This is a genomic window from Microbacterium protaetiae (assembly GCF_004135285.1).
In the GTDB taxonomy this organism is placed as follows: domain Bacteria; phylum Actinomycetota; class Actinomycetes; order Actinomycetales; family Microbacteriaceae; genus Microbacterium; species Microbacterium protaetiae.
In genome coordinates this window covers 2,736,667-2,758,310 of record NZ_CP035494.1, presented here as the reverse complement: position 1 = coordinate 2,758,310, position 21,644 = coordinate 2,736,667, and the positions used below count along the sequence as shown (strand labels likewise).

Annotated in this window: 19 protein-coding genes; 3 read left to right on the top strand and 16 right to left on the bottom strand. The window is 69.1% G+C overall.

All coding sequences use genetic code 11. The features are described from left to right. Positions 1 to 150: 150 nt before the first annotated feature. The gene (locus ET475_RS12730) at positions 151 to 2,277 is read left to right on the top strand and encodes a S9 family peptidase (protein WP_129390827.1); all 2,127 of its coding nucleotides are present in this window, start codon (positions 151 to 153) and stop codon (positions 2,275 to 2,277) included. A 108-nt stretch (positions 2,278 to 2,385) separates the two neighbouring features. Here ET475_RS12730 and ET475_RS12725 read toward each other — a convergent pair whose 3' ends face one another. The 5 genes from ET475_RS12725 to ET475_RS12705 all read right to left on the bottom strand — a co-directional run bounded on the left by ET475_RS12725 (position 2,386) and on the right by ET475_RS12705 (position 9,827). Continuing rightward, positions 2,386 to 3,438: a hypothetical protein gene (locus ET475_RS12725; RefSeq protein WP_129390824.1), complete on the bottom strand. Its 1,053-nt coding sequence runs from the start codon at positions 3,436 to 3,438 to the stop codon at positions 2,386 to 2,388. A 264-nt stretch (positions 3,439 to 3,702) separates the two neighbouring features. Next, the gene (locus tag ET475_RS12720) at positions 3,703 to 4,731 is read right to left on the bottom strand and encodes an ATP-dependent 6-phosphofructokinase (protein WP_129390821.1); all 1,029 of its coding nucleotides are present in this window, start codon (positions 4,729 to 4,731) and stop codon (positions 3,703 to 3,705) included. 97 nt (positions 4,732 to 4,828) lie between these two features. Then, a complete protein-coding gene (locus ET475_RS12715; protein ID WP_129390818.1) occupies positions 4,829 to 6,979 on the bottom strand; it encodes a DEAD/DEAH box helicase in 2,151 nt (716 codons plus the stop codon). Between the two features lie 383 nt (positions 6,980 to 7,362). Beyond that, positions 7,363 to 9,621: a heavy metal translocating P-type ATPase gene (locus tag ET475_RS12710; RefSeq protein WP_129390815.1), complete on the bottom strand. Its 2,259-nt coding sequence runs from the start codon at positions 9,619 to 9,621 to the stop codon at positions 7,363 to 7,365. Beyond that, a complete protein-coding gene (locus ET475_RS12705) occupies positions 9,618 to 9,827 on the bottom strand; it encodes a heavy-metal-associated domain-containing protein (RefSeq protein WP_129390812.1) in 210 nt (69 codons plus the stop codon). The genes ET475_RS12710 and ET475_RS12705 overlap by 4 nt, the downstream gene beginning before the upstream one ends. A gap of 78 nt (positions 9,828 to 9,905) precedes the next feature. Here ET475_RS12705 and ET475_RS12700 point away from each other — a divergent pair, with 78 nt between their 5' ends. After that, positions 9,906 to 11,282, top strand: coding sequence for an MFS transporter (locus ET475_RS12700; RefSeq protein WP_242497632.1), 1,377 nt, complete (start codon positions 9,906 to 9,908; stop codon positions 11,280 to 11,282). Between the two features lie 451 nt (positions 11,283 to 11,733). Here ET475_RS12700 and ET475_RS12695 read toward each other — a convergent pair whose 3' ends face one another. The 10 genes from ET475_RS12695 to ET475_RS12650 form a co-directional block, all read right to left on the bottom strand. Further along, positions 11,734 to 12,585, bottom strand: coding sequence for an aldehyde dehydrogenase family protein (locus ET475_RS12695; protein ID WP_129390809.1), 852 nt, complete (start codon positions 12,583 to 12,585; stop codon positions 11,734 to 11,736). Then, positions 12,582 to 14,117, bottom strand: a complete 1,536-nt coding sequence (locus ET475_RS12690; protein WP_129390806.1) for an aldehyde dehydrogenase family protein — start codon at positions 14,115 to 14,117, stop codon at positions 12,582 to 12,584. Before ET475_RS12690 ends, ET475_RS12695 begins: the two co-directional genes overlap by 4 nt. A 10-nt stretch (positions 14,118 to 14,127) precedes the next feature. Continuing rightward, positions 14,128 to 15,129, bottom strand: a complete 1,002-nt coding sequence (gene deoC, locus ET475_RS12685; RefSeq protein WP_129390803.1) for a deoxyribose-phosphate aldolase — start codon at positions 15,127 to 15,129, stop codon at positions 14,128 to 14,130. Beyond that, entirely contained in the window at positions 15,126 to 15,857 is a 732-nt protein-coding gene (locus ET475_RS12680) for a hypothetical protein (protein ID WP_129390800.1), read from the bottom strand. The genes deoC and ET475_RS12680 overlap by 4 nt, the downstream gene beginning before the upstream one ends. Continuing rightward, on the bottom strand, positions 15,854 to 16,789 hold the full coding sequence (locus ET475_RS12675; protein WP_129390797.1) for a sugar-binding transcriptional regulator: 936 nt from the start codon (positions 16,787 to 16,789) through the stop codon (positions 15,854 to 15,856). Before ET475_RS12675 ends, ET475_RS12680 begins: the two co-directional genes overlap by 4 nt. A gap of 89 nt (positions 16,790 to 16,878) precedes the next feature. Continuing rightward, positions 16,879 to 17,838, bottom strand: a complete 960-nt coding sequence (locus tag ET475_RS12670) for a bifunctional riboflavin kinase/FAD synthetase (protein ID WP_129390794.1) — start codon at positions 17,836 to 17,838, stop codon at positions 16,879 to 16,881. Continuing rightward, positions 17,838 to 18,278, bottom strand: a complete 441-nt coding sequence (locus ET475_RS12665) for a hypothetical protein (RefSeq protein WP_129390791.1) — start codon at positions 18,276 to 18,278, stop codon at positions 17,838 to 17,840. The genes ET475_RS12670 and ET475_RS12665 overlap by 1 nt, the downstream gene beginning before the upstream one ends. Positions 18,279 to 18,332: 54 nt before the next feature. Then, the gene (locus tag ET475_RS12660; protein WP_129390788.1) at positions 18,333 to 18,701 is read right to left on the bottom strand and encodes a hypothetical protein; all 369 of its coding nucleotides are present in this window, start codon (positions 18,699 to 18,701) and stop codon (positions 18,333 to 18,335) included. Continuing rightward, positions 18,698 to 19,591, bottom strand: a complete 894-nt coding sequence (gene truB / locus ET475_RS12655; protein ID WP_129390785.1) for a tRNA pseudouridine(55) synthase TruB — start codon at positions 19,589 to 19,591, stop codon at positions 18,698 to 18,700. The genes ET475_RS12660 and truB overlap by 4 nt, the downstream gene beginning before the upstream one ends. Beyond that, a complete protein-coding gene (locus ET475_RS12650) occupies positions 19,591 to 20,226 on the bottom strand; it encodes a nucleoside/nucleotide kinase family protein (protein ID WP_129390782.1) in 636 nt (211 codons plus the stop codon). Before ET475_RS12650 ends, truB begins: the two co-directional genes overlap by 1 nt. A gap of 74 nt (positions 20,227 to 20,300) precedes the next feature. Between ET475_RS12650 and ET475_RS12645 the strand changes: the two genes are divergently transcribed. Next, complete coding sequence (locus ET475_RS12645) at positions 20,301 to 21,191, top strand: HhH-GPD family protein (protein ID WP_129390779.1); 891 nt, start codon at positions 20,301 to 20,303, stop codon at positions 21,189 to 21,191. A 3-nt stretch (positions 21,192 to 21,194) separates the two neighbouring features. On the opposite strand, the gene rbfA is transcribed toward ET475_RS12645, so the two are convergent. Further along, positions 21,195 to 21,629 carry a 30S ribosome-binding factor RbfA gene (gene rbfA, locus ET475_RS12640; protein ID WP_129390776.1) on the bottom strand — a complete coding sequence of 145 codons (435 nt, stop codon included), beginning with the start codon at positions 21,627 to 21,629 and terminating at the stop codon, positions 21,195 to 21,197. Between the last annotated feature and the right edge of the window lie 15 nt (positions 21,630 to 21,644).

The window sequence follows — 21,644 nt, the reverse complement described above, 5'->3', positions numbered from 1 at the left end:
GTAGGATCGAGGGATGCCGACGAAGCCGGCGGCGCGAACGAAGAGTTCACCTGGAGATCGTTCCCGGCTGCCCGGGTCCGAGGAAATCCTCTCATGAGCACGTCATCCGTGTGAACCACCGCTCTCAGATGCGGCGGCTAACGTGGGTCTGTGACCGACGTACGCACCCCAGACGCAGCATCCATCCCCGTCGCACAGCGCCGCGAGACCGCGCGCACCCACCACGGCGACACCTTTCTGGATCCGTACGAGTGGCTCCGGCAGAAGGACGATCCCCAGGTCATCGCGCATCTCGAGGCAGAGAACGCCTACACCGAGGCGCGCACCGCGCACCTCGCCTCGCTGCGCGAGACGATCTTCAGCGAAATCAAAGGACGTACTCAAGAGACCGATCTGTCTGTGCCCAGCCGCCAGGGCGACTGGTGGTACTACGGCCGCACCGTCGCCGGCAAGCAATACGGCATCCAGTGCCGTGCGCCGCTGGGTTCACCCGATGACTGGACCCCGCCCGAGCTGACGCCCGAGGTCGCGGTGCCCGGCGAGCAGGTGCTGCTCGATGCCAACATCGAGGCCGAGGGTCAGGAATTCTTCTCGCTGGGCAGCTTCGAGGTGTCCAAAGACGGCGGGATGCTGCTGTACGGCGTCGACGTCGAAGGCGACGAGCGCTACACGCTCAAGGTGCGCGACCTGGCCACCGGGCAGAATCTGCCCGACGAGATTCCGAACACCTCGGCCGGGGCATCCTTCTCCCCCGACGGCCGCTTCGTCGTCTATCTGACCGTCGATGAGGCGTGGCGCCCCGACACCGTCTGGTTGCACGAACTGGGCACTCCGGTTGCCGACGACGTGCAACTGTTCCACGAGCCCGACGAACGTTACTGGGTCGGGGCGGGCTTCACCCGCAGCGATCGCTACCTGGTGATCGGGGTGGGTTCATCGATCACCAGCGAGGAATGGCTGGTGGATGCCGCCGACCTGCGTGCGGCGCCGCGTGTGGTCTGGCCCCGGGTCGAAGGCGTCGAATACGACAGCGACCACGCCGTCGTCGACGGCGAAGACGTGCTGTACATCCTGCACAACCGAGACGCTCTCGACTTCGAGCTCGTGCGGGTCGCGGCATCCGACCCCACCTCCTCGCCGACCGTGGTCGTCGCACATGAGCCGGGTCGGCGCCTGCTCGGCCTGTCGACGTTCCGTGACTTCGGCGTGCTGGCGTATCGACGCGACTCGCTGGCACGTCTGGGCCTTTTCGACTACACCACCAGCGCCGTGGACGAACTGACCTTCGACGAGCCGCTGTACGCCGCCGGACTGGGCGGCAACCCGGAGTGGGCACCGCCGGTGCTGCGACTCGGGTACACGTCGTTCGTCACCCCGAGCACCGTGTACGACTACGTCGTGGCCACCGGCGAGAAGCTGCTGCGCAAGCGGCAGCCGGTGCTGGGCGGTTATGACCCCGCCGACTACGACCAGGCGCGGGTGTGGGCCACCGCGCATGACGGCGTGCGGGTGCCGATCTCGCTGGTGTGGAAGCGCTCGTTCGGCACGCCCGGTGAGAACGAGCGTCCGCTGCACCTGTACGGCTACGGATCGTACGAGCACTCGATCGACCCCGGTTTCTCGGTCGCCCGACTCTCGGAGCTTGACCGCGGCGTGGTCTTCGCGGTCGCGCATGTGCGCGGCGGCGGCGAGATGGGCCGGCAGTGGTACGAAGACGGCAAGACGATGCGCAAGCGCAACACCTTCACCGACTTTCTCGACTGCGCCGAACACCTCATCGCGGGTGGGTACACCTCGGCGTCGCGCATGGTGGCCGAGGGCGGTTCTGCGGGCGGACTGCTGATGGGCGCCATTGCGAACATGCGGCCCGAGCTGTTCGCCGGAATTCTCGCCGACGTGCCCTTCGTCGATGCCCTCACCTCGATTCTGGACCCGTCGCTGCCGCTGACGGTGATCGAGTGGGACGAGTGGGGCGACCCGCTGCGCAGCCCCGCCGTGTACGCGTACATGAAGTCGTACACGCCATACGAGAATGTGCGGGCGGATGCCGCCTACCCGCCGATTCTCGCGGTGACCTCACTCAACGACACGCGCGTGCTGTACGTCGAACCGGCCAAGTGGGTCGCGGCGCTGCGCGAGGCCGGTGCCGATGCGCTGCTGAAGTGCGAGATGGTCGCTGGGCACGGCGGCGTGAGCGGACGCTACAACGCGTGGCGCGAGCGGGCGTACGAGCTGGCCTGGCTGCTGGACGTGCTCGGCCTGGCCGAGGCCGCGTAGCCGGCGGAGGATGCCGCGCCGCGGCATCCGGTCTGCCTCGCCGCGGCATCCCCCGCCCTCGCCCCCGCCGCGGCATCCCCCGCCCTCTCCCTCGCCGAGACAGGGGATTCATACCGAAACAAGTGGCGTCGCCCCTGATTTCGGGCGGATTCCCTTGTCTCGATACTTCGCCGTGCTCGCGGCCCACCGCTCGGCACGCTCCTTGGCGGTGAACGACCGGGGATGCTGCGCCAGGGTCGAGAGCATCGACATCTGCATCGGACGCACACGCTCGAGCCCGCCGACCGCCAGCTTGCGGTCCAAGGGCTTCCATCGGATCGAATCGGGCCAATCCCAGCGGATGACCCCATCCTCGTGCCGTCGCAACCTGTCTTCGCGTTTCTTCTCTCGGACGAAATGCTCCTTCATCGCCGCGGGGTTGGAGGCATCGTACTTGCCGTATCCGTCCGACTCGCCGATCTTGCGTTGACGCCGCCAATAGAAGTCGCTGCGATCCTCGACGCCTTCGTAGTGGAAGACGACCTGAAGCTCGGGTTCTTCATATCCCAGCCACTCGATGACGGCCCGGCTCAGCGACTCGCCGGTCGATTCGGCCAGCGGATCGGCATGACTCTCAATCCAGTCCAGTTGCCTGATGCCACGCCGATTCGCCTGAGCGCGACCGAATGCACCGAAGTCAAGTGTCTCGTCGCTGTGGCGCAGCAGGCGAAGGGCGACGTCGGCCACCCCGAGCGCGAACGCGGGTGGAAGCACGCGACACAGATCGACCGCGGTGTCTCGCAGGCCGACCACAGACATCCCGTCCACCACGACGATCTCTCGCTGGTCTCGGGTGCCATGCACGATGACGTCACCCTCGCGCCACGAGTGGGGGCCTGACGACAGCAGATGGATGAACCGCGGTTCGCCGAACACCGGGAGCTCGAGCGAGGGCGCCGCCGATTCCAAGCAGAAAACCGGGGACGACCACGTGCTCGCGACCGCCTCCACGCGAAGCTCGTAGCACTCCCACGGCTTGAGAGACGCCCACTCGTCGCGACGCACATACACACCCGGACGTACCCGCAGAAGTGATCGGTCACGGTTCAATCGTGCGATGTCGTGGGGTTGCTCCCGTGCAAAGAGCAACGTGGCCTTGGGTGCAGCATCCGGTCGCGGCATCCCTCCAGCATCATCGCTCGGCGCCGGCCAGAGGGCTCGCGGGCTCGATCTGTGGAGAACTCGACGCCCGCCCCTTCCTGGGGAGGAAACGCCACGCCTGCGCCGCGCGCTCGCGCCGGGCCTGCGCCCGACCGCGTGCGCCGCGCCCGCGCCCGACCGCCTCGCACTCGCGAGACAAGGGATTCTTCTCGAAACCAAGGGCGCCGCCCCTTGGCTCGGGAGGAATCCCTTGTTTCGGCGAAGAGTGGCAGTACGAGCGCGGCGTCAGCCGAAGAGCGCGGCGGCCTCGTCGTAGCGATAGCGCGGCACGGTGTTCAGTTCGCCGAGCGCCTCGGCGAACGGGACGCGCACGATGTCGATGCCACGCAGCGCCACCATCTTGCCCCAGTCGCCGTCGACGATCGCATCGGCGGCGTGCAGGCCCAGCCGAGTGGCCAGCACCCGGTCGAAGCCCGAGGGCGATCCGCCACGTTGGATGTGGCCGAGCACCGTCGCACGGGTCTCGATGCCGGTGATCCGCTCGATCTCGGGTGCGAGCACATCGCCGATGCCCCCCAGGCGGGGACGGTTGAAGGCGTCCAGACCCTTGTCGCTGTAGGCCTCGCTCATGCCGGTGAGGGTGAACCCCTCCGAGACGACCACCAGCGGTGCGCGTCCGCGGTCGTGGGCTCTGCTGACCAGATCGCAGATGTCGTCGATCGACATCGGCACCTCGGGAATGCAGATGGCGTGTGCGCCGGCGGCCATTCCCGCGTGCAGGGCGATCCAGCCGACGTGCCGGCCCATCACCTCGGCGACCATGCACCGCTGGTGCGAGTCGCCGGTGGTGCGCAACCGGTCCATGGCATCGGTGGCGATGTTCACGGCGGTGTCGAACCCGAACGAGTAGTCGGTGGCGCGCAGATCATTGTCGATCGTCTTGGGCACACCCAGCACGTTGAGGCCGTCGTTCGCCAGACGATTGGCGGCGGCGAGCGTTCCTTCACCGCCGATAGCGATGATTCCGTCGATGCGGTGCCCGTAGAGCGTCTTGGAGATGTTCTCGGCGCCGCCGCGCGGCCCCTCATAGGGGTTCGTGCGACTCGTGCCCAGAATCGTTCCGCCGACCTTCGACAGCCCCTTGACCTCGTGCCGGGTCAGCGGAAAGAAGTCGGCGTCGACCACGCCGCGCCAGCCGTCCCGAATGCCCACGAATTCCATGTCGTAGGTCGTCGTGCCCTTCAGCACCACGCCACGGATCACCGCGTTCAGCCCGGGGCAATCGCCGCCGCTGGTCAGGATGCCGATCTTCATACGTCAGGGTCCTTGCTTCGGGAATGGGGTACCGGCAACGTCGCCACCCTCGACATTACTGCCGGATGCCGCGCCCTGCCACACGGCCCGGATCAGCTCACTCCCCGCCCAGCGCCTGCCGGGTCACATGCATGAGCGCCGACAGCTGCACCGAATCGCTCGAACCTGCTTCGACCGTCTGGCCGTCGAGCGCGCGGGCCGCCAAGCCCTGCTTCGAGTCGATGAGTTCGGCGATCTTCGTGTCGATCGTGTGGGCGGCGATGATCCGCCACGCCGTGACCGGCTCGTCCTGCCCGATGCGGTGCACGCGGTCGATGGCCTGCGTCTGCTCGGCCGCGGTCCAGCTGAGCTCGGCGAGCACGACGTTCGAGGCCGCCTGCATGTTCAAGCCGACGCCGGCCGCGGTCAGCGAACAGACGGCGAAGCCGACATCCGGATCACTGTTGAAGGCATCGATAGCCTCCTGACGCGCCGGAGTGGACTGCTCGCCACGCACCGAGACGTATTTCACACCGGATGCCGCGAAGTGCGCCTCTGCGGCATCCATCACATCGATGTGCTTGGCGAAGAAGACCACCTTGCCCACCGAACGATGCAGCTGCACGGCGTAGTCGGCCGCGAGCTGGGCCTTGGCCTGGCCGATCTTGCGCACCATGGTGAACACGTTCTCGGCACCGGTGCCGGCGGCCTTCGACTCGTCGAGCTCGTTCTGGGCCACCAGGCGCACGATGTCGTCGTCGATCTCGCCGGGAGCGAGCCCGCGATCTCCGCGCGCCTCGATGATGCGCCGGTAGCGGGCCGCCAGGCGTGCGCCGAGCTCCTGCTCGGCCTGCCGGATCGACCGACCGAACTCGTCGTCGAGCTCGACGGGCAGGTCGGCGATGAGCTTGTCGGGCAGGTCGGCGGCGACATCCTTCTTCTTGCGCCGCACGATGCCCATCGAGATGACCGCGTCGCGCGCCTCGGGATAGAACGCCTTGTCGGCGGGGGTCAGCCCGGTCGTGTCGAGCTTCTCCATCAACTCGGGGCCCGGCTTGGAGCCGTTGGTCCAGCCGAGGAAGCGCCAAATGGCGTCGAAGTCCTCGACGTCGTTGATCAGCGGCGTTCCGGTCAAGGCCAGCAGCAGCGGATCGCGCACCTGCTCACGGATGCCGGCGGCCAGGGCCAGCACGTTCTGCGAGCGCTGCGACGTGAGGTTCTTGATGAAGTGCGCCTCGTCGACGACGAGGCCGCGCAGCCCGAGTGTGCTCAGCCAGGACAGGTGCCGGTCGAGGATCTCGTAGTTGATGATGAACACGTCGGCAAAGGCATCCACGTCTTCGCCGTCGCCGGAGATGACGGTGGCGCGCCGGTGCGGGGTCCACCGCTCGACCTCGCGCGCCCAGTTCATCTTCACGACGTTCGGGACGACGGCCAGGAGCGGATAGGCATCGGCCACGGATGCCGCCAGCAGCGACTCTGCGGTCTTGCCCAGACCCGGCTCGTCGGCGAGCAGGAAAGTACGGTGACCGGCGCGCACCGCCTCGAGGAAACGGGACTGGTGCGGCATGATCTCGCGCCCCTTGGGCGAGAGCCGGTCGAACTCGGGGACCGGAGGCAGCTCCATGGTGGCTGCTCCCCCGCCGGCGCCTGACTCGAACGCCTTGTACAGCGGACCCATGAGCTCCCAGCTGTCCAGACGCCGACGCGGCGTGGTGCTGGGAGCGTGCAGCAGCAGATCGGGTGCCAGGAACGGGTTCGCCTCACGCCGTGCCTCGATCTGCGGCGGCACGACCTGACGCTCGGCGAGCGCCGCAGGCACGATCGGCGCCGCCTGGATGGCCGGCGCGACATCGGTGATGATGAGCTCGTCGGGAGCGAGTTCGGCACCCGATTCGAGCAGCCAATCGCGACGCATGCGCTTGGCCACCGGCGACGTCGCCTGGTCGACTTCGAGCAGCTGGATCAGCGAGGTGTCACGCGCCGCCGTCTTGGCCAGGATCGTGGCGACCCCGTCAAGGCGCTTGAGCAGTTCGGCGCGCGTGGAATCGGTGAGTTCGGCATCGGCCTTGACCCGGGCGCGCTCCTCGCGCACCAGGAACGCGATGACCTGGAACTTCACGCGGTTGGTCGGGCCGAGCTTGCCGCGCTGGGCCTTGGCTTCGACCTCGCGAACCTTGCGCGCGAGGATGGGGATGATGGGTGCTTCGTCGTCGCGACGTGCGGACGACGAGCGGCGGCGCGTTTGCGCTGGTGCCGTGGTCGGCATGCTCCTCCTGAGCGTGAGTGACCGGCTGGTCCGAAGACGCCGGTGACCGGTGTGTCGTGCGATGCCCCGCGGCGGGAAGGCGCACGGCTTCGGGACTGAGGCGGCGGGGCGGCGGCGAACATCACGCTTCTGCGCGTGCCGCTCCCCCGCTGGGTATTCTACGGCATCCGCACGGGATTCTTGTGCACCGCGGCATCCCGCGCGCATCGAGCCTTTCGCTCCTCTCTCGCGAGTTGTCCTCTCGTGGCGCGAGTTTGCCCTTTGGGCCGAGGACAACTCGAGCAACCCGAGGACAACTCGAGCAACCCGAGGACAACTCGAGCAACCCGAGGACAACTCGAGCAACGCGAGGACAACTCGCGCAACGCGGGGACAACTCGGGGTCAGGGGGCGCGGCGCAGCCGCAGGCTGTTCAGCACGACGAACACGCTCGAGAACGCCATCGCCGCGCCGGAAATCATCGGGTTGAGCAGCCCCAGCGCCGCGAGCGGAATCGCCGCGACGTTGTATGCGAACGCCCAGAACAGGTTGCCGCGGATGACACCCATCGTGCGTCGGCTCAGCCGCACGGCATCCACAGCCGCGCGCAGATCGCTGCGCACCAGCGTGATGTCGCTCGCGTGCATTGCCGCGTCGGTGCCCCCGCCCATCGCGATGCCGAGGTCGGCAGTGGCCAGCGCCGCGGCGTCGTTGACCCCGTCGCCGATCATCGCCACTGCGTGTCCGGCCGCGCGCAGCCGGGCTATCTCGTCGACCTTCTGCTCGGGCAGAACCCCGGCGACCACATCGTCGATGCCGACCTCGGCAGCCACCGACCGCGCGATAGCGGGGTTGTCTCCGGTGAGCAGCACGGTGCGCAGCCCGAGCGCGTGCAGCGCGGCCACGGCATCGGCACCCTCTGGCCGCACCGTGTCTGCCACGGTGAACACCGCCCGCACCCGCGCGGTCTCGCCGGCCTCGGCCCACCCGGCCACGACCGCAGTGCCCCGCCGCTCTGCGGCATCCACTGCCTCGACGAACGCCGCGGGGATCTCCACGCCGCGCGAGGCGGCGAACCCGGGGCGTCCGGCGAACACCTCGACGCCCTCCACGATGCCGGTCACGCCGCGCCCGGCATGATTGCGGAACGCCTCGACACGTCCCGTCGCGTCGGAGTGCGCGGTGATCGCGCGGGCGATCGGATGCTCGGATGCCGCTTCGAGTGCACCCACCAGCTGAAACGCGCGTGCCGAATCCGTGTCGTCGCCCGTGAACACCGAGCTCAGCGCCATCTGCCCGCTCGTGACCGTGCCGGTCTTGTCGAGCACAACGGTGTCGATCTTCTCGGCCTGCTCGAGCGCCTCGGGCCCGGTGATGAGGATGCCCAGCTGGGCGCCGCGCCCGGTGCCCACGAGAATCGCTATCGGCGTGGCCAGCCCCAGCGCACAGGGGCACGCGATGATCAGCACCGCAACCGCGGCGGTGAATCCGGCGGCCACCGGCTGACCCTCCACGAGCCAGCCGACGAGGGTGAGCACGGCCAGCACGATGACCACCGGCACGAACACGGCCGAGATACGGTCGGCAAGTCGCTGTACCCGGCTCTTGCCGCTCTGCGCGTCTTCGACGAGCCGCGCAATGCGTGCGAGCCGGGTCTGCGCACCCACCGAGGTCGCCTCGATCACGAGCCGGCCGTCGGCGACGATGGTGCCGCCGGTGACCGCATCAGACCGGGCGACGTCGACGGGAATGGACTCGCCGGTCAGCATGCTCTGATCGACGGATGCCTCACCCTGGCGCACCACGCCGTCGGTGGCGATCGTCTCGCCCGGACGGGTGACGAACACATCGCTGACCCGAAGCCGTTCCACCGGCACCCGCGTGCCGTCGACCAATTCGACGTCTTTGGCCCCGAGCGCCATCAGGGAGTGCAGCGCGCTGCCGGCGCGTCGCTTGGAGCGCTGCTCGATGAACCGTCCCAGCAGCAGGAACACCGTGACGGCCGAGGCCACCTCGAAGTAGATCATCGCGCCCGCGGGCGTGCCGTCGGGGAGCAGCGAGAAGCCGTGGCGCATGCCGATCATGCCGGCTTCGCCGAAGACGAGGGCCCACACGCTCCACAGGTACGCGGCACCGGTGCCCAGGGTGATGAGAGTGTCCATCGTCGCCGCACCGTGACGCAGGTTCGCGAGCGTCGCGCGGTGGAACGGCCACCCACCCCACAGTACGAGGGGCGTTGCCAGCACCAGGCTGGCCCACTGCCAGCCCGGAAACTGCCAGGCCGGCACCATGCCCAGTGCGACCACGGGCACAGCCAGGATCGCGCTGACGATCAACCGCGTGCGCAGGGCGATGCCGCCGGGGGCATCTTCGACGTCGTGCACATGGCCGCCCGCGTCGTGACCGTGGCCGCCCTCGTCGTGCACGTCATGGTCGGGAACGGCCGACGCGCGCACCGTCGCGTCATAGCCCGCCTGACGCACCGCCTCGATCAGCCGATGCTGGTCGAGGTCTTCGGGATAGCTCACCCGCGCCGACTCGGTCGCCAGATTCACCGCCGCCGTCACGCCCTCGACGCTCTGCAGACGCTTCTCGACGCGCGCGACGCAGCTGGCGCAGGTCATCCCCTCGATGTCGAGCGTGGCTTCGCGCACCTCGGTCATGACGCTGTGCCGGCCAGCGCGTAGCCGGCCTCAGCGACCGCTGCCGCGACATCCGTCTCGGATGCGGCGCCGGTGACGGCGACCGTTCCAGCCTGAAGATCGACGACGGCGTCGTCCACACCGTCGAGCGCGGACACCTCGCGCGTGACCGCCTGCACGCAGTGAGCGCAGGTCATGCCGTTGACGCGGTAGGTGGTGGTGCTCATGGTTCCTCCGAATTCGTGCTCGTCGATGGCACCAACAATATACCCCCTAGGGGTATTCCAAGGTCTACCGTGTGGACGATGGACGAGTCGATGACGGATGCCGCAGCTCGCAGTCAACGCTTGGTGCTGTTGATCGCGATCCTGGCGTCGTTCGTCTCATTTCTCGACGGCACGGTCGTCAATGTCGCCCTCCCGGCGATTCAGCGCGAGCTCGGCGGAGGACTGGTCACCCAGCAGTGGGTCGTGGACGGGTACCTCATCACGCTGGGTGCGCTCATTCTCGTCGCGGGTTCACTCAGCGACGTCTTCGGGCGCATCGTGGTGTTGCGCGCGGGGCTAATCGGCTTCGCCGCGGCATCCCTCGCCATCGCCGCAGCCCCCGACCCGCTCTTCCTCGTCGTGGCACGCGGCGTCCAGGGCATCGCCGGCGCGCTGCTGGTGCCCAGCTCGCTCGCGCTGATCACCTCGACGTTCCGCGGGCCGGCACAGGCGCGCGCGATCGGCACCTGGACGGGCGCCACCACCGCCGCCATGCTGGTCGGCCCCGTGCTGGGCGGCGTCTTCGTCGACCTCGTCTCGTGGCGGCTGGTGTTCCTGATCAACGTGCTGCCGATCGCCGCCACGCTGTGGCTGCTGACGATCCTGCATCACCGCGATCAGCGCGATCCCGCCGCGACGGTCGACTGGATCGGTGCCGTGCTGTGCACGGCGGGCTTGGGCGGCACGGTCTTCGCGCTCATCGAGCAGGAGCGGCTCGGATGGTCGTCACCGGCGATCTGGGGGCCGCTGGCCGGCGGCATCCTGTGCCTTGCCGGTTTCGTGATGCGCCAGCGCGTCGCCGCCAGCCCGATGATGCCGCTCGGGCTGTTCCGGGTACGCAACTTTTCGGCGGGCAATCTCGCCACCTGGTTCGTGTATGGTGCGCTGGGGCTGAACGGGCTGGTGCTCGGCGTGTATCTGCAGCAGGGAGCCGGGCTTCCGGCCACGCTGGCGGGGTTGGCGAGCCTGCCCTCGACGGTGATCATGATCCTCTTCAGCTCGCGCGTGGGAACCTGGGCCGGCAAGATCGGGCCGCGACTTTTCATGACCGTCGGTCCGCTGATCATGGCGGTGGGCGTTGCGCTGCTGCTGACGGTGTCGGACGACTTCAACTACTGGACCCAGGTGCTGCCTTCGGTGGTGCTGTTCGGCATCGGACTGACGATCACGGTCGCACCGCTGACCTCGGCGATCCTCGGATCGATCGACCCCGCCCGGTCGGGCATCGCCTCGGCGGTCAACAACGCCGTCGCACGGGTCGCCGGACTCATCGCCGTCGCCACACTCGGGGTCATCGCCGGTGGCGCGCTCAATCTCGACGGGTTTCATCGTTCGGCGATCGTGACGGCGGTGCTGCTTGCCGTCGGCGGCGTGATCTCGTTCCTCGGCATCCGCAACCCGCCCGCCGCCTCCTGACGCCCCTCCCACTCACCCCCTCATCCCGGTCCTCCCCGCCCTCCCCTCCCCGTCTTCCCCTCCCCTCCCCGCGAGTTGTCCCTTCGTTGCGCGACTTGACCCTGTGTTGCGCGACTTGTCCCTCTGTTGCGTGACTTGTCCCTCACCACCAGGGGCAACCCGAGGACAACTCACGCAACCCAAGGACAACTCGAGCAATCCGAAGACAACTCGGGCAACCCGAGGACAACTCGAGCAACCCGGGGACAACTCGGGCAACCCGAGGACAACTCGGGCAACCCGAGGACAACTCGCACAACCCGAGGACAACTCGGGCAACCCAAGGACAACTCACGCAACCCGAGGACAACTCACGCAACCCAAGGACAACTCGGGCAACCCGAGGACAACTCGCACAACCCGGGGACAACTCGGGCAACCCGAGGACAACTCGGCGGCGAATGGGGCGGGGCTAGAGCATGCTCTTGGGGTGCCAGACCGTCTTCACCTCGGTGAACGCGGCGATCCGCTGCGGCGAGGGCACCGGGTCGCCCGGCACCAGAACGCGCTTGAGCGTCTCGGCCGCACGGATCTGCAGGTCGACCCAGTCGAGCTCGCCGGCGCCGGCCAGATCGAGCGCATTGACATCGGCGTGATCGGCCAGCCAGGGGGCGAGTTCGGCGGGCGATCCGGTGAGCACGTTTATCACTCCTCCCGGCACGTCGCTGGTCGCGAACACCTCGGCGAGGCTGATCGCCGACAGCGGGTACCGCCCGCTGGCGATCACCACGACCGCGTTTCCGGCCACCAGCGCCGGCGCGACCGCTGCCGTCAAGCCGAGCAACGCCGAGTCCTGCGGCGCGACGATCGCCACGACGCCGGTGGGCTCGGGCGCGGAGATGTTGAAGTACGCACCTGCGACCGGGTTCAGGCCGCCGGCGACCTGTGCGTACTTGTCGCACCAGCCGGCGTACCAGACCCACAGGTCGGTCGCGGCATCCACCTGCGCGCCGGCAACCGCCGCCGTCACGCCCTCTTGCGCGACGATCTCGTCGACGAACTGCGCACGCCGCCCCTCGAGAATCTCGGCGACCCGGTACAGCACCTGGCCGCGGTTGTACGCGGTCGCGCCGGCCCAGCCGCCCTGCGCGCCGCGCGCGGCACGCACGGCATCGCGGGCATCCTTTCGAGAGGCCAGCGCCGCGTTGGCGAGGAAGGCTCCGGTCGCCGAGAGCACCTCATAGGTGCGCCCCGACTCACTGCGCGGGAACTTACCGCCGATGGCGAGCTTGTAGGTCTTCGGAACGGCAAGGCGAGCGCTCATCGGGTGGCCTCCTTCGTCGACGTCGTTTCGACTCGCTTCGCTCGCTGGGCGACCGCCGGCTTCGCCGCGACCGCGGGCTTCGCCCGCTCGGCGACCCCGGCCGGCCGCAGATACGCGGTCAGGCCGTGCCGGCCGCCCTCGCGGCCGTATCCCGACTCCTTGTAGCCGCCGAACGGCGAAGCGGGATCGAACCGGTTGAAGGTGTTCGCCCACACCACGCCGGCGCGCAGCTTGTCGGCCACGGCGAGAATGCGCGATCCCTTGTCGCTCCAGATGCCGGCAGACAGCCCGTACGGCGTGTTGTTCGCCTTGGCGATCGCCTCGGCGGGGGTGCGGAAGGTCAGTACCGACAGCACGGGTCCGAACACCTCTTCGCGAGCGATGCGGTGGGATGTCTCGACCCCGGTGAACACCGTGGGGGCGAACCAGAATCCCTTGTCGGGGATGACGCAGTCGGCGCTCCAGCGCTGTGCGCCCTCTTGCTCCCCGATGTCGCTGAGCGCGCGGATGCGCTCGAGCTGCTCGGCGGAGTTGATGGCGCCGATGTCGGTGTTCTTGTCGAGCGGGTCGCCCATCCGCAGCGTCGACAGTCGGTTCTTCAAGCGGTCGATCACCTCGTCGTGGATCGACTCCTGCACCAGCAGCCGGCTGCCGGCGCAGCACACGTGCCCCTGGTTGAAGAAGATCCCGTTGACGATCCCCTCGATCGCCTGATCGATGGGCGCGTCGTCGAACACGATGTTCGCGGCCTTGCCGCCGAGCTCGAGCGTGAGCGACGTGCCGGTGCCGGCGACCGTGCGCGCTATGTCACGGCCCACAGCGGTCGATCCGGTGAACGCGAGCTTGTCGACGTCGGGATGCCGCACCAGGGTGGCACCGGTGGCACCGGCCCCGGTCACGATGTTCACGACGCCCGGCGGCAGGTCGGCCTGCTGCAGGATCTCGGCGAAGATCAGCGCCGACAGCGGCGTGGTCTCGGCAGGCTTGAGCACCACGGTGTTGCCGCTGGCCAGTGCCGGAGCGATCTTCCAGGCGAGCATCAGCAGCGGGAAGTTCCACGGAATGATCTGGCCGGCCACCCCCAGCGATCGCGGATCGGCGCCCAGCCCCGCATAGTCGAGCTTGTCGGCCCAGCCTGCGTAGTAGAAGAACCATGCGGCCACCAACGGCACGTCGACGTCGCGGCTCTCTTTGATCGGCTTGCCGTTGTCGAGGCTCTCGGCCACCGCCAGCTCGCGGGCTCGCTCCTGCACGAGCCGGGCGATGCGGAAAAGGTACTTGCCGCGGTCGCGCCCGCTCATCTTCGCCCACACCTTGGTGTGTGCGCGGCGGGCCGCGGCCACGGCGGCATCCACATCGGCATCAGAGGCCGAGGCCACGTCGGCGATGCGCGACTCGTCGGCGGGCGAGATGGTGGTGAATCCGTCGCCGGTGCCGTCGACGAACTCGCCGTCGATGAACAGCCCGTACCGGTCTTTCAGATGCAGGATGCCGCGCGACTCGGGCGCGGGAGCGTATTCGAGGAATCCCATGATGTCCTTCTCAGTCCACGGTCACGTAATCGGGGCCGGAGTAGCGTCCGGTCGCCATCTTCTGTCGTTGCAGCAGCACGTCGCCCAGCAGGCTCGATGCGCCGAAGCGGAACAAGTGCGGCGCGAGCCACTCCTCACCGGCGGTCTCGGCCACGGTCACCAGGTACTTGACGGCGTCTTTGGAGGTGCGGATGCCGCCGGCCGGCTTCACCCCGATGCGCTCGCCGGTGAGGCGGTGCCAATCGCGCACGACCTCGAGCATGAGCAGCGTCACCGGCAGCGTCGCGGCGGGCTGGACTTTGCCCGTGGAGGTCTTGATGAAATCGCCGCCGGCGAGAATGCCCAGCCACGAGGCGCGCTTGACGTTGTCGTAGGTGTTCAATTCGCCGGTCTCGAGGATCACCTTCAGCGCCGCCGAGGTGCCGTCGTCGCGGCGGCAGGCCTCTTTCACCTGCACGATCTGATCGAACACCTTCGAATAGGAGCCCGCCAGGAAGGCGCCCCGGTCGATGACCATGTCGATCTCGTCGGCGCCCGCCTCGACGGCATCCCGGGTGTCGGCCAGCTTGACGGCGAGCGAGGCGCGACCGCTTGGAAAGGCGGTCGCCACCGCCGCGACCGAGACGAGCCCGTCGTCGGGGTCGCCGTGCCGCGCGCCCAACGCATCGATCGCGTACGGCACCATGTCGCCGTACACGCACACGGCCGCCACCGGCGGACATGTCGGGTCACCGGCATCCGGATGCTGCGCCTTGGCCACCAGCGAGCGCACCTTTCCCGGGGTGTCCGCACCCTCCAGGGTCGTCAGGTCGATGAGAGAGATGATGCGGTCGAGGGCCCAGGCCTTCGAGGTGGTCTTGATCGAGCGGGTGCCCAGGGATGCTGCGCGCTGTTCGAGCCCGACGGCGTCGACGCCGGGCAACCCGTGCAGAAAGCGGCGCAGCGTGCCGTTGTCGGGCGCGCCGCCCAGCACGTCGACGGCCGAGCGCCGGCTGAGTTCTCGAGTGGTCATCGTTCCTCCTGTGATGGCGGGGCGGCCGATGCCGCCAGCAACGTGTCGACGAGGGCGTCGGGAGTCAGACCCCGGCGGTGAGCCTCGTCTTCGAGCCGGGCCACGGCGATGGGCGAGAGGGTGCCCGGCCGGTTGTCGGGCATCAGCAACGACAGCACCGGCACCACGACGGCGCCCAGCGCGGCCAGGATGCCGGCGATTCCGAGCACGCGGGGAAAGACCCGGTCGTCCACGGCGTCAGGGGCCCAGATCAGGACGAGGATCAGGGCGGTGACCACGGCGAACAGGCCGAGGGTGACGATCAGTCCTCTCCTCACGGCTGCACGACGACGATCGGCCAGCAGCAGGAGCAGGCTGGCCAGTGCCAGAGCGGCCGACAGCGTGGCGGCGGTGCCGGTGACCTTGCTGACCACCTCCCAGACCGAACCGTCATCTCCCTGGTACCAGACCGTCCAGACCACGAGAGCGGCCGCGACGACCGAGACGACGGTGCCCACGACGCCGATCGTCTGCAGCCGTCGACCGAGCAGCGCCGCACAGCACAGCACCGCGACGCTGAAGGCGCCGACGACGGCGGTGGTGCCGATCACGCGCAAGGCCGTCTCGCCGAGCTCTGCGCCCAGCAGCACGACGATGCCGCCGATGGCGGCGAGCGCGAAGGCGACGATGATCACACTGACCACCGCGCGGCGCAGGTGCGAGACGGGAGCAGGGGTGAGAGTGGTCATGCGTCCTCCACAAGTGCTCGGGCGGTGGCCTCGTCGGTCACGATCACCGTACACAGCCCGGTGCCCACCACGGTACGTGCGAGGTCGTGTTTGGCCGATCCGGCCGTGACGAAGATCGCCCGATCCGAGCTGCGCAGGCGCTGCAGCGGCATCCCGACCGTGCGGGCGTCGAGGGCGGGGTCGACGATGTTCCCCTCGGCGTCGATGTAGCGGCCCAGCACGTCGCCGACGGCGCCGCGCTGTGCCAGGGCACGGATGCCGTTCTCATCGAGATAGCCGTTCTCGACGTGGGCCGAGGTCGTGTCGCAGACTCCGGCCGAGAACACATAGGCCTGCGCGCGGGCGGCAAGGTCGAGCACCGCCGCAACGGTGCGGTCGCTTTGGATGGCGCGGGCCGTCTGCTCCTGTTCGAGGATCGCCGGGCTGGGCAGCAGCACCGCCTCACCGCCGGCGCGCTCGGCGATCGTCGCGGCCAGGTGCGCGGCGCCCCCGGGACGCCGGTTCACACTCACACCGCCGTTGATCTGCACGACCGTCACGCCGTGTGCCCACCGATCGGGCAGGTGCGCGGCCACGGCGGTCAGTGTGCGGCCCCAGCTCACACCGAGCGTGCGGGGCACGGGGCGCAGCGCACGCAGGTGATCGGCCGCCGCCTGCGCGACCCGGCCGGTGAGATCGTCGTCGCCGCCCGACGGGACCACTATCGCCTCGGTCAGCCGTGCATACCGCTGCACCAGCTCACGCTCGAGCCCGAGCCGCCGGGCGCTGGGATGCACGATCTCGATGCGCACTATGCCCGCCTCGCGTGCACGGGTGAGCAGTCGCCCGACCTTGAATCGGGAGATGTCCAGGAGCGCGCCGATCTCATCCTGCGTCTTACCGGCGTCGTAATAGAGCTCGGCCACGCGCACCGACAGCAGCTCGTCGTCCACGGGTCCCCCTCGTTGACGAGACTACGCCCACTCCCAGCATCCGTGCATTGAATGCACATATGAGCAAGCTGGCCGTGACCGGGTGCACATCAGCTGAGCAGCGTGCGCACCTGCTGCACGTCATCGGCCATCTGCGCCTTGAGCGCGTCGACGCCGTCGAAGGCGATCATTCCGCGCACGCGGCTCGTGAACTCGATCTCGACGTGGTGCCCGTACAGATCCAGCGCGGTCTCGTCGAGCACATACGCCTCGACGACCCGCTGCGGCACATCGTCGAAGGTCGGATTCGTTCCCACACTGATGGCTGCGGGATACCGGATGCCGCGCCGCAGCGCGCCCCCGGGCGCTTCATCGACGAGCCACCCGGCATAGACGCCGTCGGCCGGGACGAAGCCTTCCATCTGCGGCGAGAGATTGGCGGTGGGAAAGCCGAGCTCGCGCCCGCGCTTGAGGCCGTGCACGACCTCACCCCACACGGCATGCGGGCGCCCGAGCAGCCGCGCGGCCGTCTCCACGTCGCCGGCGGTGAGCACTTCGCGGATCCACGTCGAAGAGACCCGGCGCTCAGAGGTGATGGCCCGCACATCGTCGATCACGTCGACGCGGTACCCGTACCCCTCCCCGAGCCGCGCGAGAAGCTCCGGGCTGCCCGCTCCCCCGCGCCCGAACCGGAAGTCGCGTCCGACCATGACGGTCTGCACACCGAGCGCGCCGACGAGGATCTCATCGACGAACTGCTCGGCCGGCTGGGCCGCCATCTCGGCGTCGAAGCGCAGCACGAGCGTCGCATCGATCCCGGTCTCGGCCAGCAGCTGCAGCTTCTGGTGCAGGCCGATGACGTCTTCGGGACAGATCTCGGGCCGCAGCGTGGCCAGCGGATTGCGGTCGAAAGTGACCGCCACGACCTTCGCGGCGCCGGCCGCGGCATCCACCTTCGCCCGCTCGAGCACTGCCCGGTGCCCGGCGTGCACGCCGTCGAACTTGCCGATCGCGACCACCGACGGTCCGAAGCCCGCCGGAACCTCGGCGGGGTCACGGAAGACCAGCATCAGGCCGCCTCCACGGCCTCGGCTGCCACCACCGTCGCGGGGCGATGCGTGCGCAGCCACCACAGCCCCAGGAACGGAAGCACGAGGGGAATGAAGACGTACCCGATGCCGAAGAACGACCACACGGTCGCCTCGGGGAACAGCTCGGGGCGTACGAGGCTCAGTGTGCCGATCGAGAGCACGCCCACCAGCTCGAAGCAGATGGCGACCCACGCGATGCGGTACCAGGCGCGCGAGGCCGAGAAGATCAGGGCGAGCGTGGCGAGGATGTAGACCACCGCCGAGACGCCCGACAGGGTGAAGGCAAGCGGCGCATCGTGAAAGCGCTCGATGATCTGTACGACCGAGCGCCCGGTGGCGCCCAGTGCGAGGATGGCGTAGACGACGACGAGGACGCGACCGATTCCGGTCATTCGTCGCGGGGTTTGGCTGGATGACATGGCGCCTCAAGTCTAAGACGCGGCCCGGACCGGTTCGCGCGGGCGGCCGGCGGCTCAGGCCCCCTGCACGCTCCAGATCACCTGCATGCGCCAGACCATCACCGCAACGGCCAGCCCGGCGATGCCGAGGATGACGGTGCTCCACCGGCTGCGCTCCACGAGCGCCCACACCACCGCGGCCGGCGGCAGAAGCACGGTAGAGACCAGGTACACCCAGAACTCGAGAAGGCTGCCGGTGGGCGGGTTGCCGGCCAGCGGCGCGATGATCGCTATCACCACCTGGGCGATCAGCAGCGCCTCCAGCAGAGCCAGCGCCCCGACGGTGAGGTCGCTGGGTCGGCGCCCGGCCAGCCCGAGAACCACGCCCAGCGCACCGCCGGCGACGGCGACGACCAGGGTGACGATGGTGAACCACAGGATCATTCGCGCTGCTCCTCGGGCATGTTCATGACGCTCTTGATCTCGTCGCCGCGGCGCTGAACGATGCCGATGAGCGCACCGTCGCCGTCGATGGCCGCCGCATGCGCGCCGGTGACCTCCAGACCGGCCACGCGCTTGCCATGCCGCAGATCGCGGGCCTGATCGGCGTCGGCATGCACCACGGGCATGATCTGCGCGGCGGTGCCCGCCGGCGAGAGCAGCCGCGCCGTGGCGATGGCGTCGACGGATGCCGCATCCGCCACATCGAACGGCCCGACGCGCGTGCGCCGCAGTGCCGTCAGGTGCCCGCCCACCCCGAGATCGGCGCCGAGGTCGCGCGCGAGCGCCCGCACATAGGTGCCGCTCGAGCAGTCCACGACGACGTCAAGGTCGCGGCATCCCTCACTCTCACGCATCGCGAGCACGTCGAAGCGCGAGACCACGACATCGCGGGCAGCCAGGGCGACCTCGGTGCCCTCGCGCGCAAGATCGTAGGCACGCCGGCCGCCCACCTTTATCGCCGAGACGCGGCTGGGCACCTGCGAGATCGGCCCGGTCAGACGCGCGAGGGCGGCCGAGAGACGCTCGGAGGTCACCGCGGCGACCGCCGCAACGGGGGCACGGGCGGTGATCTCTGAGTCGGCGTCGTCGGAGTCGGTGGACTGGCCGAGGCGGATCGTGGCCATGTAGGTCTTGTCGAGGCCGACGAGGTAGGTCAACAGACGCGTGGCCGGTCCGATACCGAGGATGAGCAGGCCGGTGGCCATCGGATCGAGCGTGCCGGCATGCCCGATCTTGCGCGTGTTCAGCGCTTTGCGGGCTCGGCCCACGACATCATGGCTCGTGATCCCGCCCGGCTTGTCGACGAGCAGGATGCCGCTGTGTGCTGCCATCAGCACGAATCCCGATACACCTGCGCCGGGCGTGCGGGGTCGGTGACGTCGACGATCGCGGATGCCTGCTGCACCGGCTGCTCACGCAGGTAAGAGAGCTCCACGCGGGTGTAGGGGGCCTCCATCGAGCGGGCCGGGCGCGCCGCGAGCACCTGCTCGGCGATCTCGAGCCAGACCGAGAAGTGCCAGATGCCACGCAATGAAGGAGTGTTCAGGAACGGCCCGTCGACGACGATGATCGCGTCGTCTCCGGTGGTGAGCCAGCGCGCTTCGGCGGCCTGGTCGCGTCGTTCGTCCCATGCCTGCAGCTGAAACCCGGTCGCCGATGACGTGTGCGCACCGTTGCGGAAAGGGTCGACGAGCACGCGGCGGAACGTCTCTTCGTCGAACCAGCCCGGCTCGCGCTCGGTGGTGCGGCGCTGGCTGCGCGGCACGAGAAAACCGTCGGCCGATGCGCGAAAGACATCGGTCCCGTCTTCACCGAGGATCGCGGCCAGCTTGTCGGCGAAGCCCGCCGTCGGGGTGGAGGGCAGCGCATCGACGGCGACCAGCAGCCGGCCGCCGGCGTGATGCTGCCGCAGCTGGGCGCGCAGCTCGCGCAGCAGCGAGTTCTCGGGGGTGACGGGCAGGCGCATGAGTCCAGCTTATTCGGCCGCCGCAGGGGTCGAGCTGACCTCTCGTGAGCGATCGGTGCGCTTAGGCTGGGGCGGTGCCCGACCGCTCCCCCGATCTCGCGACCCCGCTGGTCGCGTGGTACCGGGAGCACGCCCGCGACCTGCCGTGGCGTCGCGCCGAGTTCCACGAGCGGTACGGCGGATGGGGTGTGTTGGTCAGCGAGTTCATGCTGCAGCAGACGCCCACCACCCGCGTCATCGGGCACCTCGACGCGTGGCTGGCCCGCTGGCCGACGCCGGCCGATCTCGCCGCCGAGCCACCCGCCGCCGCCGTGCGGCAGTGGGCGAATCTGGGATATCCGCGCCGTGCGCTGTGGCTGCACCGGGCGGCCGTGCAGCTGCGTGACCGGCACGGCGGCATCGTGCCCGCCGATGTCGATGCCCTGCTGGCCTTGACCGGAATCGGCGACTACACCGCGCGGGCGGTGGCGGTGTTCTCGTACGGGCAGCGGCATCCGGTCGTCGACACGAATACGCGACGGGTGCTGGCCCGATCCCTCGACGGGCGGGCGCAGCCGGGGCCGCCGTCGCGCCGCGACCTCGCACGCATGTGCGCCGTTCTCCCGGCCGACGACGCCGACGCGGCGGTGATGAACGCGGCGACCATGGAACTCGGCGCCGTCGTGTGCACCGCGCGGGCCCCGCGCTGCGACAGCTGCCCGATCGCACAGCTGTGCCGCTGGCGCGCCCGTGGCTATCCCGACACGGGCGATCTTCGCCGCAAGCAGGCACGGTATGAGGGCAGCGACCGGCACGCGCGCGGCGCCGCTCTCAGATCGCTGCGGGATGCCGCCGGCCACACTGTGGCAATCGACGAGGTGATCGCCGACTGGCCCGACCCGGCGCAGCGCGACCGGGCCATCGACTCATTGATCGTCGACGGCCTGGCAGAGACCGTCGACGGGATGCTGCGGCTGCCGCAGTGAGTCTCAGTCGGCCTCGTCGAGTTCGCGCGGCTTCACGTACGGGTCGGCCTCGCCCGCGTACGCCGCGCCCGAGGCCAGACCGGCCACCTGCTCGTCGCGCTCGCGCGCCTCGCGCAGCAGATCTTCGATGTGACCCGCATTCTCGGGAATGGCATCCGCAATGAACTCCAGCGACGGTGTCAGCCGCACCTGCAGCTGGCGCCCCACTTCACTGCGCAGCATGCCCGTCGCCGACTTCAACGCTTCGGCGGTGTCGGCGCGCTCCTTCTCGTCTCCGAGCACGGTGTAGAACACCGAGGCGTGCTGCAGGTCACCGGTCACTTTCACGTCAGTGATGGTGACGAACCCCAGCCGGGGGTCGCGCAGCCCCTTCTCCAGGCGCTGCGCGATGAGCACACGGATGCGGTCGGCCAGTCGTGCCTGTCGTTCCGAAGACATGATTCCTCCTGAGGT

Coding starts and splice junctions, on each gene's coding strand:
- ET475_RS12725 (WP_129390824.1), bottom strand. CDS start 3,438: ATGCCGCGACCGGATGCTGCACCCAAGGCCACGTTGCTCTTTGCACGG.
- ET475_RS12695 (WP_129390809.1), bottom strand. CDS start 12,585: ATGAGCGCTCGCCTTGCCGTTCCGAAGACCTACAAGCTCGCCATCGGC.
- ET475_RS12665 (WP_129390791.1), bottom strand. CDS start 18,278: ATGTCATCCAGCCAAACCCCGCGACGAATGACCGGAATCGGTCGCGTC.
- ET475_RS12690 (WP_129390806.1), bottom strand. CDS start 14,117: ATGGGATTCCTCGAATACGCTCCCGCGCCCGAGTCGCGCGGCATCCTG.
- ET475_RS12660 (WP_129390788.1), bottom strand. CDS start 18,701: ATGATCCTGTGGTTCACCATCGTCACCCTGGTCGTCGCCGTCGCCGGC.
- ET475_RS12650 (WP_129390782.1), bottom strand. CDS start 20,226: ATGCGCCTGCCCGTCACCCCCGAGAACTCGCTGCTGCGCGAGCTGCGC.
- ET475_RS12720 (WP_129390821.1), bottom strand. CDS start 4,731: ATGAAGATCGGCATCCTGACCAGCGGCGGCGATTGCCCCGGGCTGAAC.
- ET475_RS12680 (WP_129390800.1), bottom strand. CDS start 15,857: ATGACCACTCTCACCCCTGCTCCCGTCTCGCACCTGCGCCGCGCGGTG.
- rbfA (WP_129390776.1), bottom strand. CDS start 21,629: ATGTCTTCGGAACGACAGGCACGACTGGCCGACCGCATCCGTGTGCTC.
- deoC (WP_129390803.1), bottom strand. CDS start 15,129: ATGACCACTCGAGAACTCAGCCGGCGCTCGGCCGTCGACGTGCTGGGC.
- ET475_RS12705 (WP_129390812.1), bottom strand. CDS start 9,827: ATGAGCACCACCACCTACCGCGTCAACGGCATGACCTGCGCTCACTGC.
- ET475_RS12670 (WP_129390794.1), bottom strand. CDS start 17,838: ATGCTGGTCTTCCGTGACCCCGCCGAGGTTCCGGCGGGCTTCGGACCG.
- ET475_RS12710 (WP_129390815.1), bottom strand. CDS start 9,621: ATGACCGAGGTGCGCGAAGCCACGCTCGACATCGAGGGGATGACCTGC.
- ET475_RS12700 (WP_242497632.1), top strand. CDS start 9,906: ATGGACGAGTCGATGACGGATGCCGCAGCTCGCAGTCAACGCTTGGTG.
- truB (WP_129390785.1), bottom strand. CDS start 19,591: ATGGCAGCACACAGCGGCATCCTGCTCGTCGACAAGCCGGGCGGGATC.
- ET475_RS12715 (WP_129390818.1), bottom strand. CDS start 6,979: ATGCCGACCACGGCACCAGCGCAAACGCGCCGCCGCTCGTCGTCCGCA.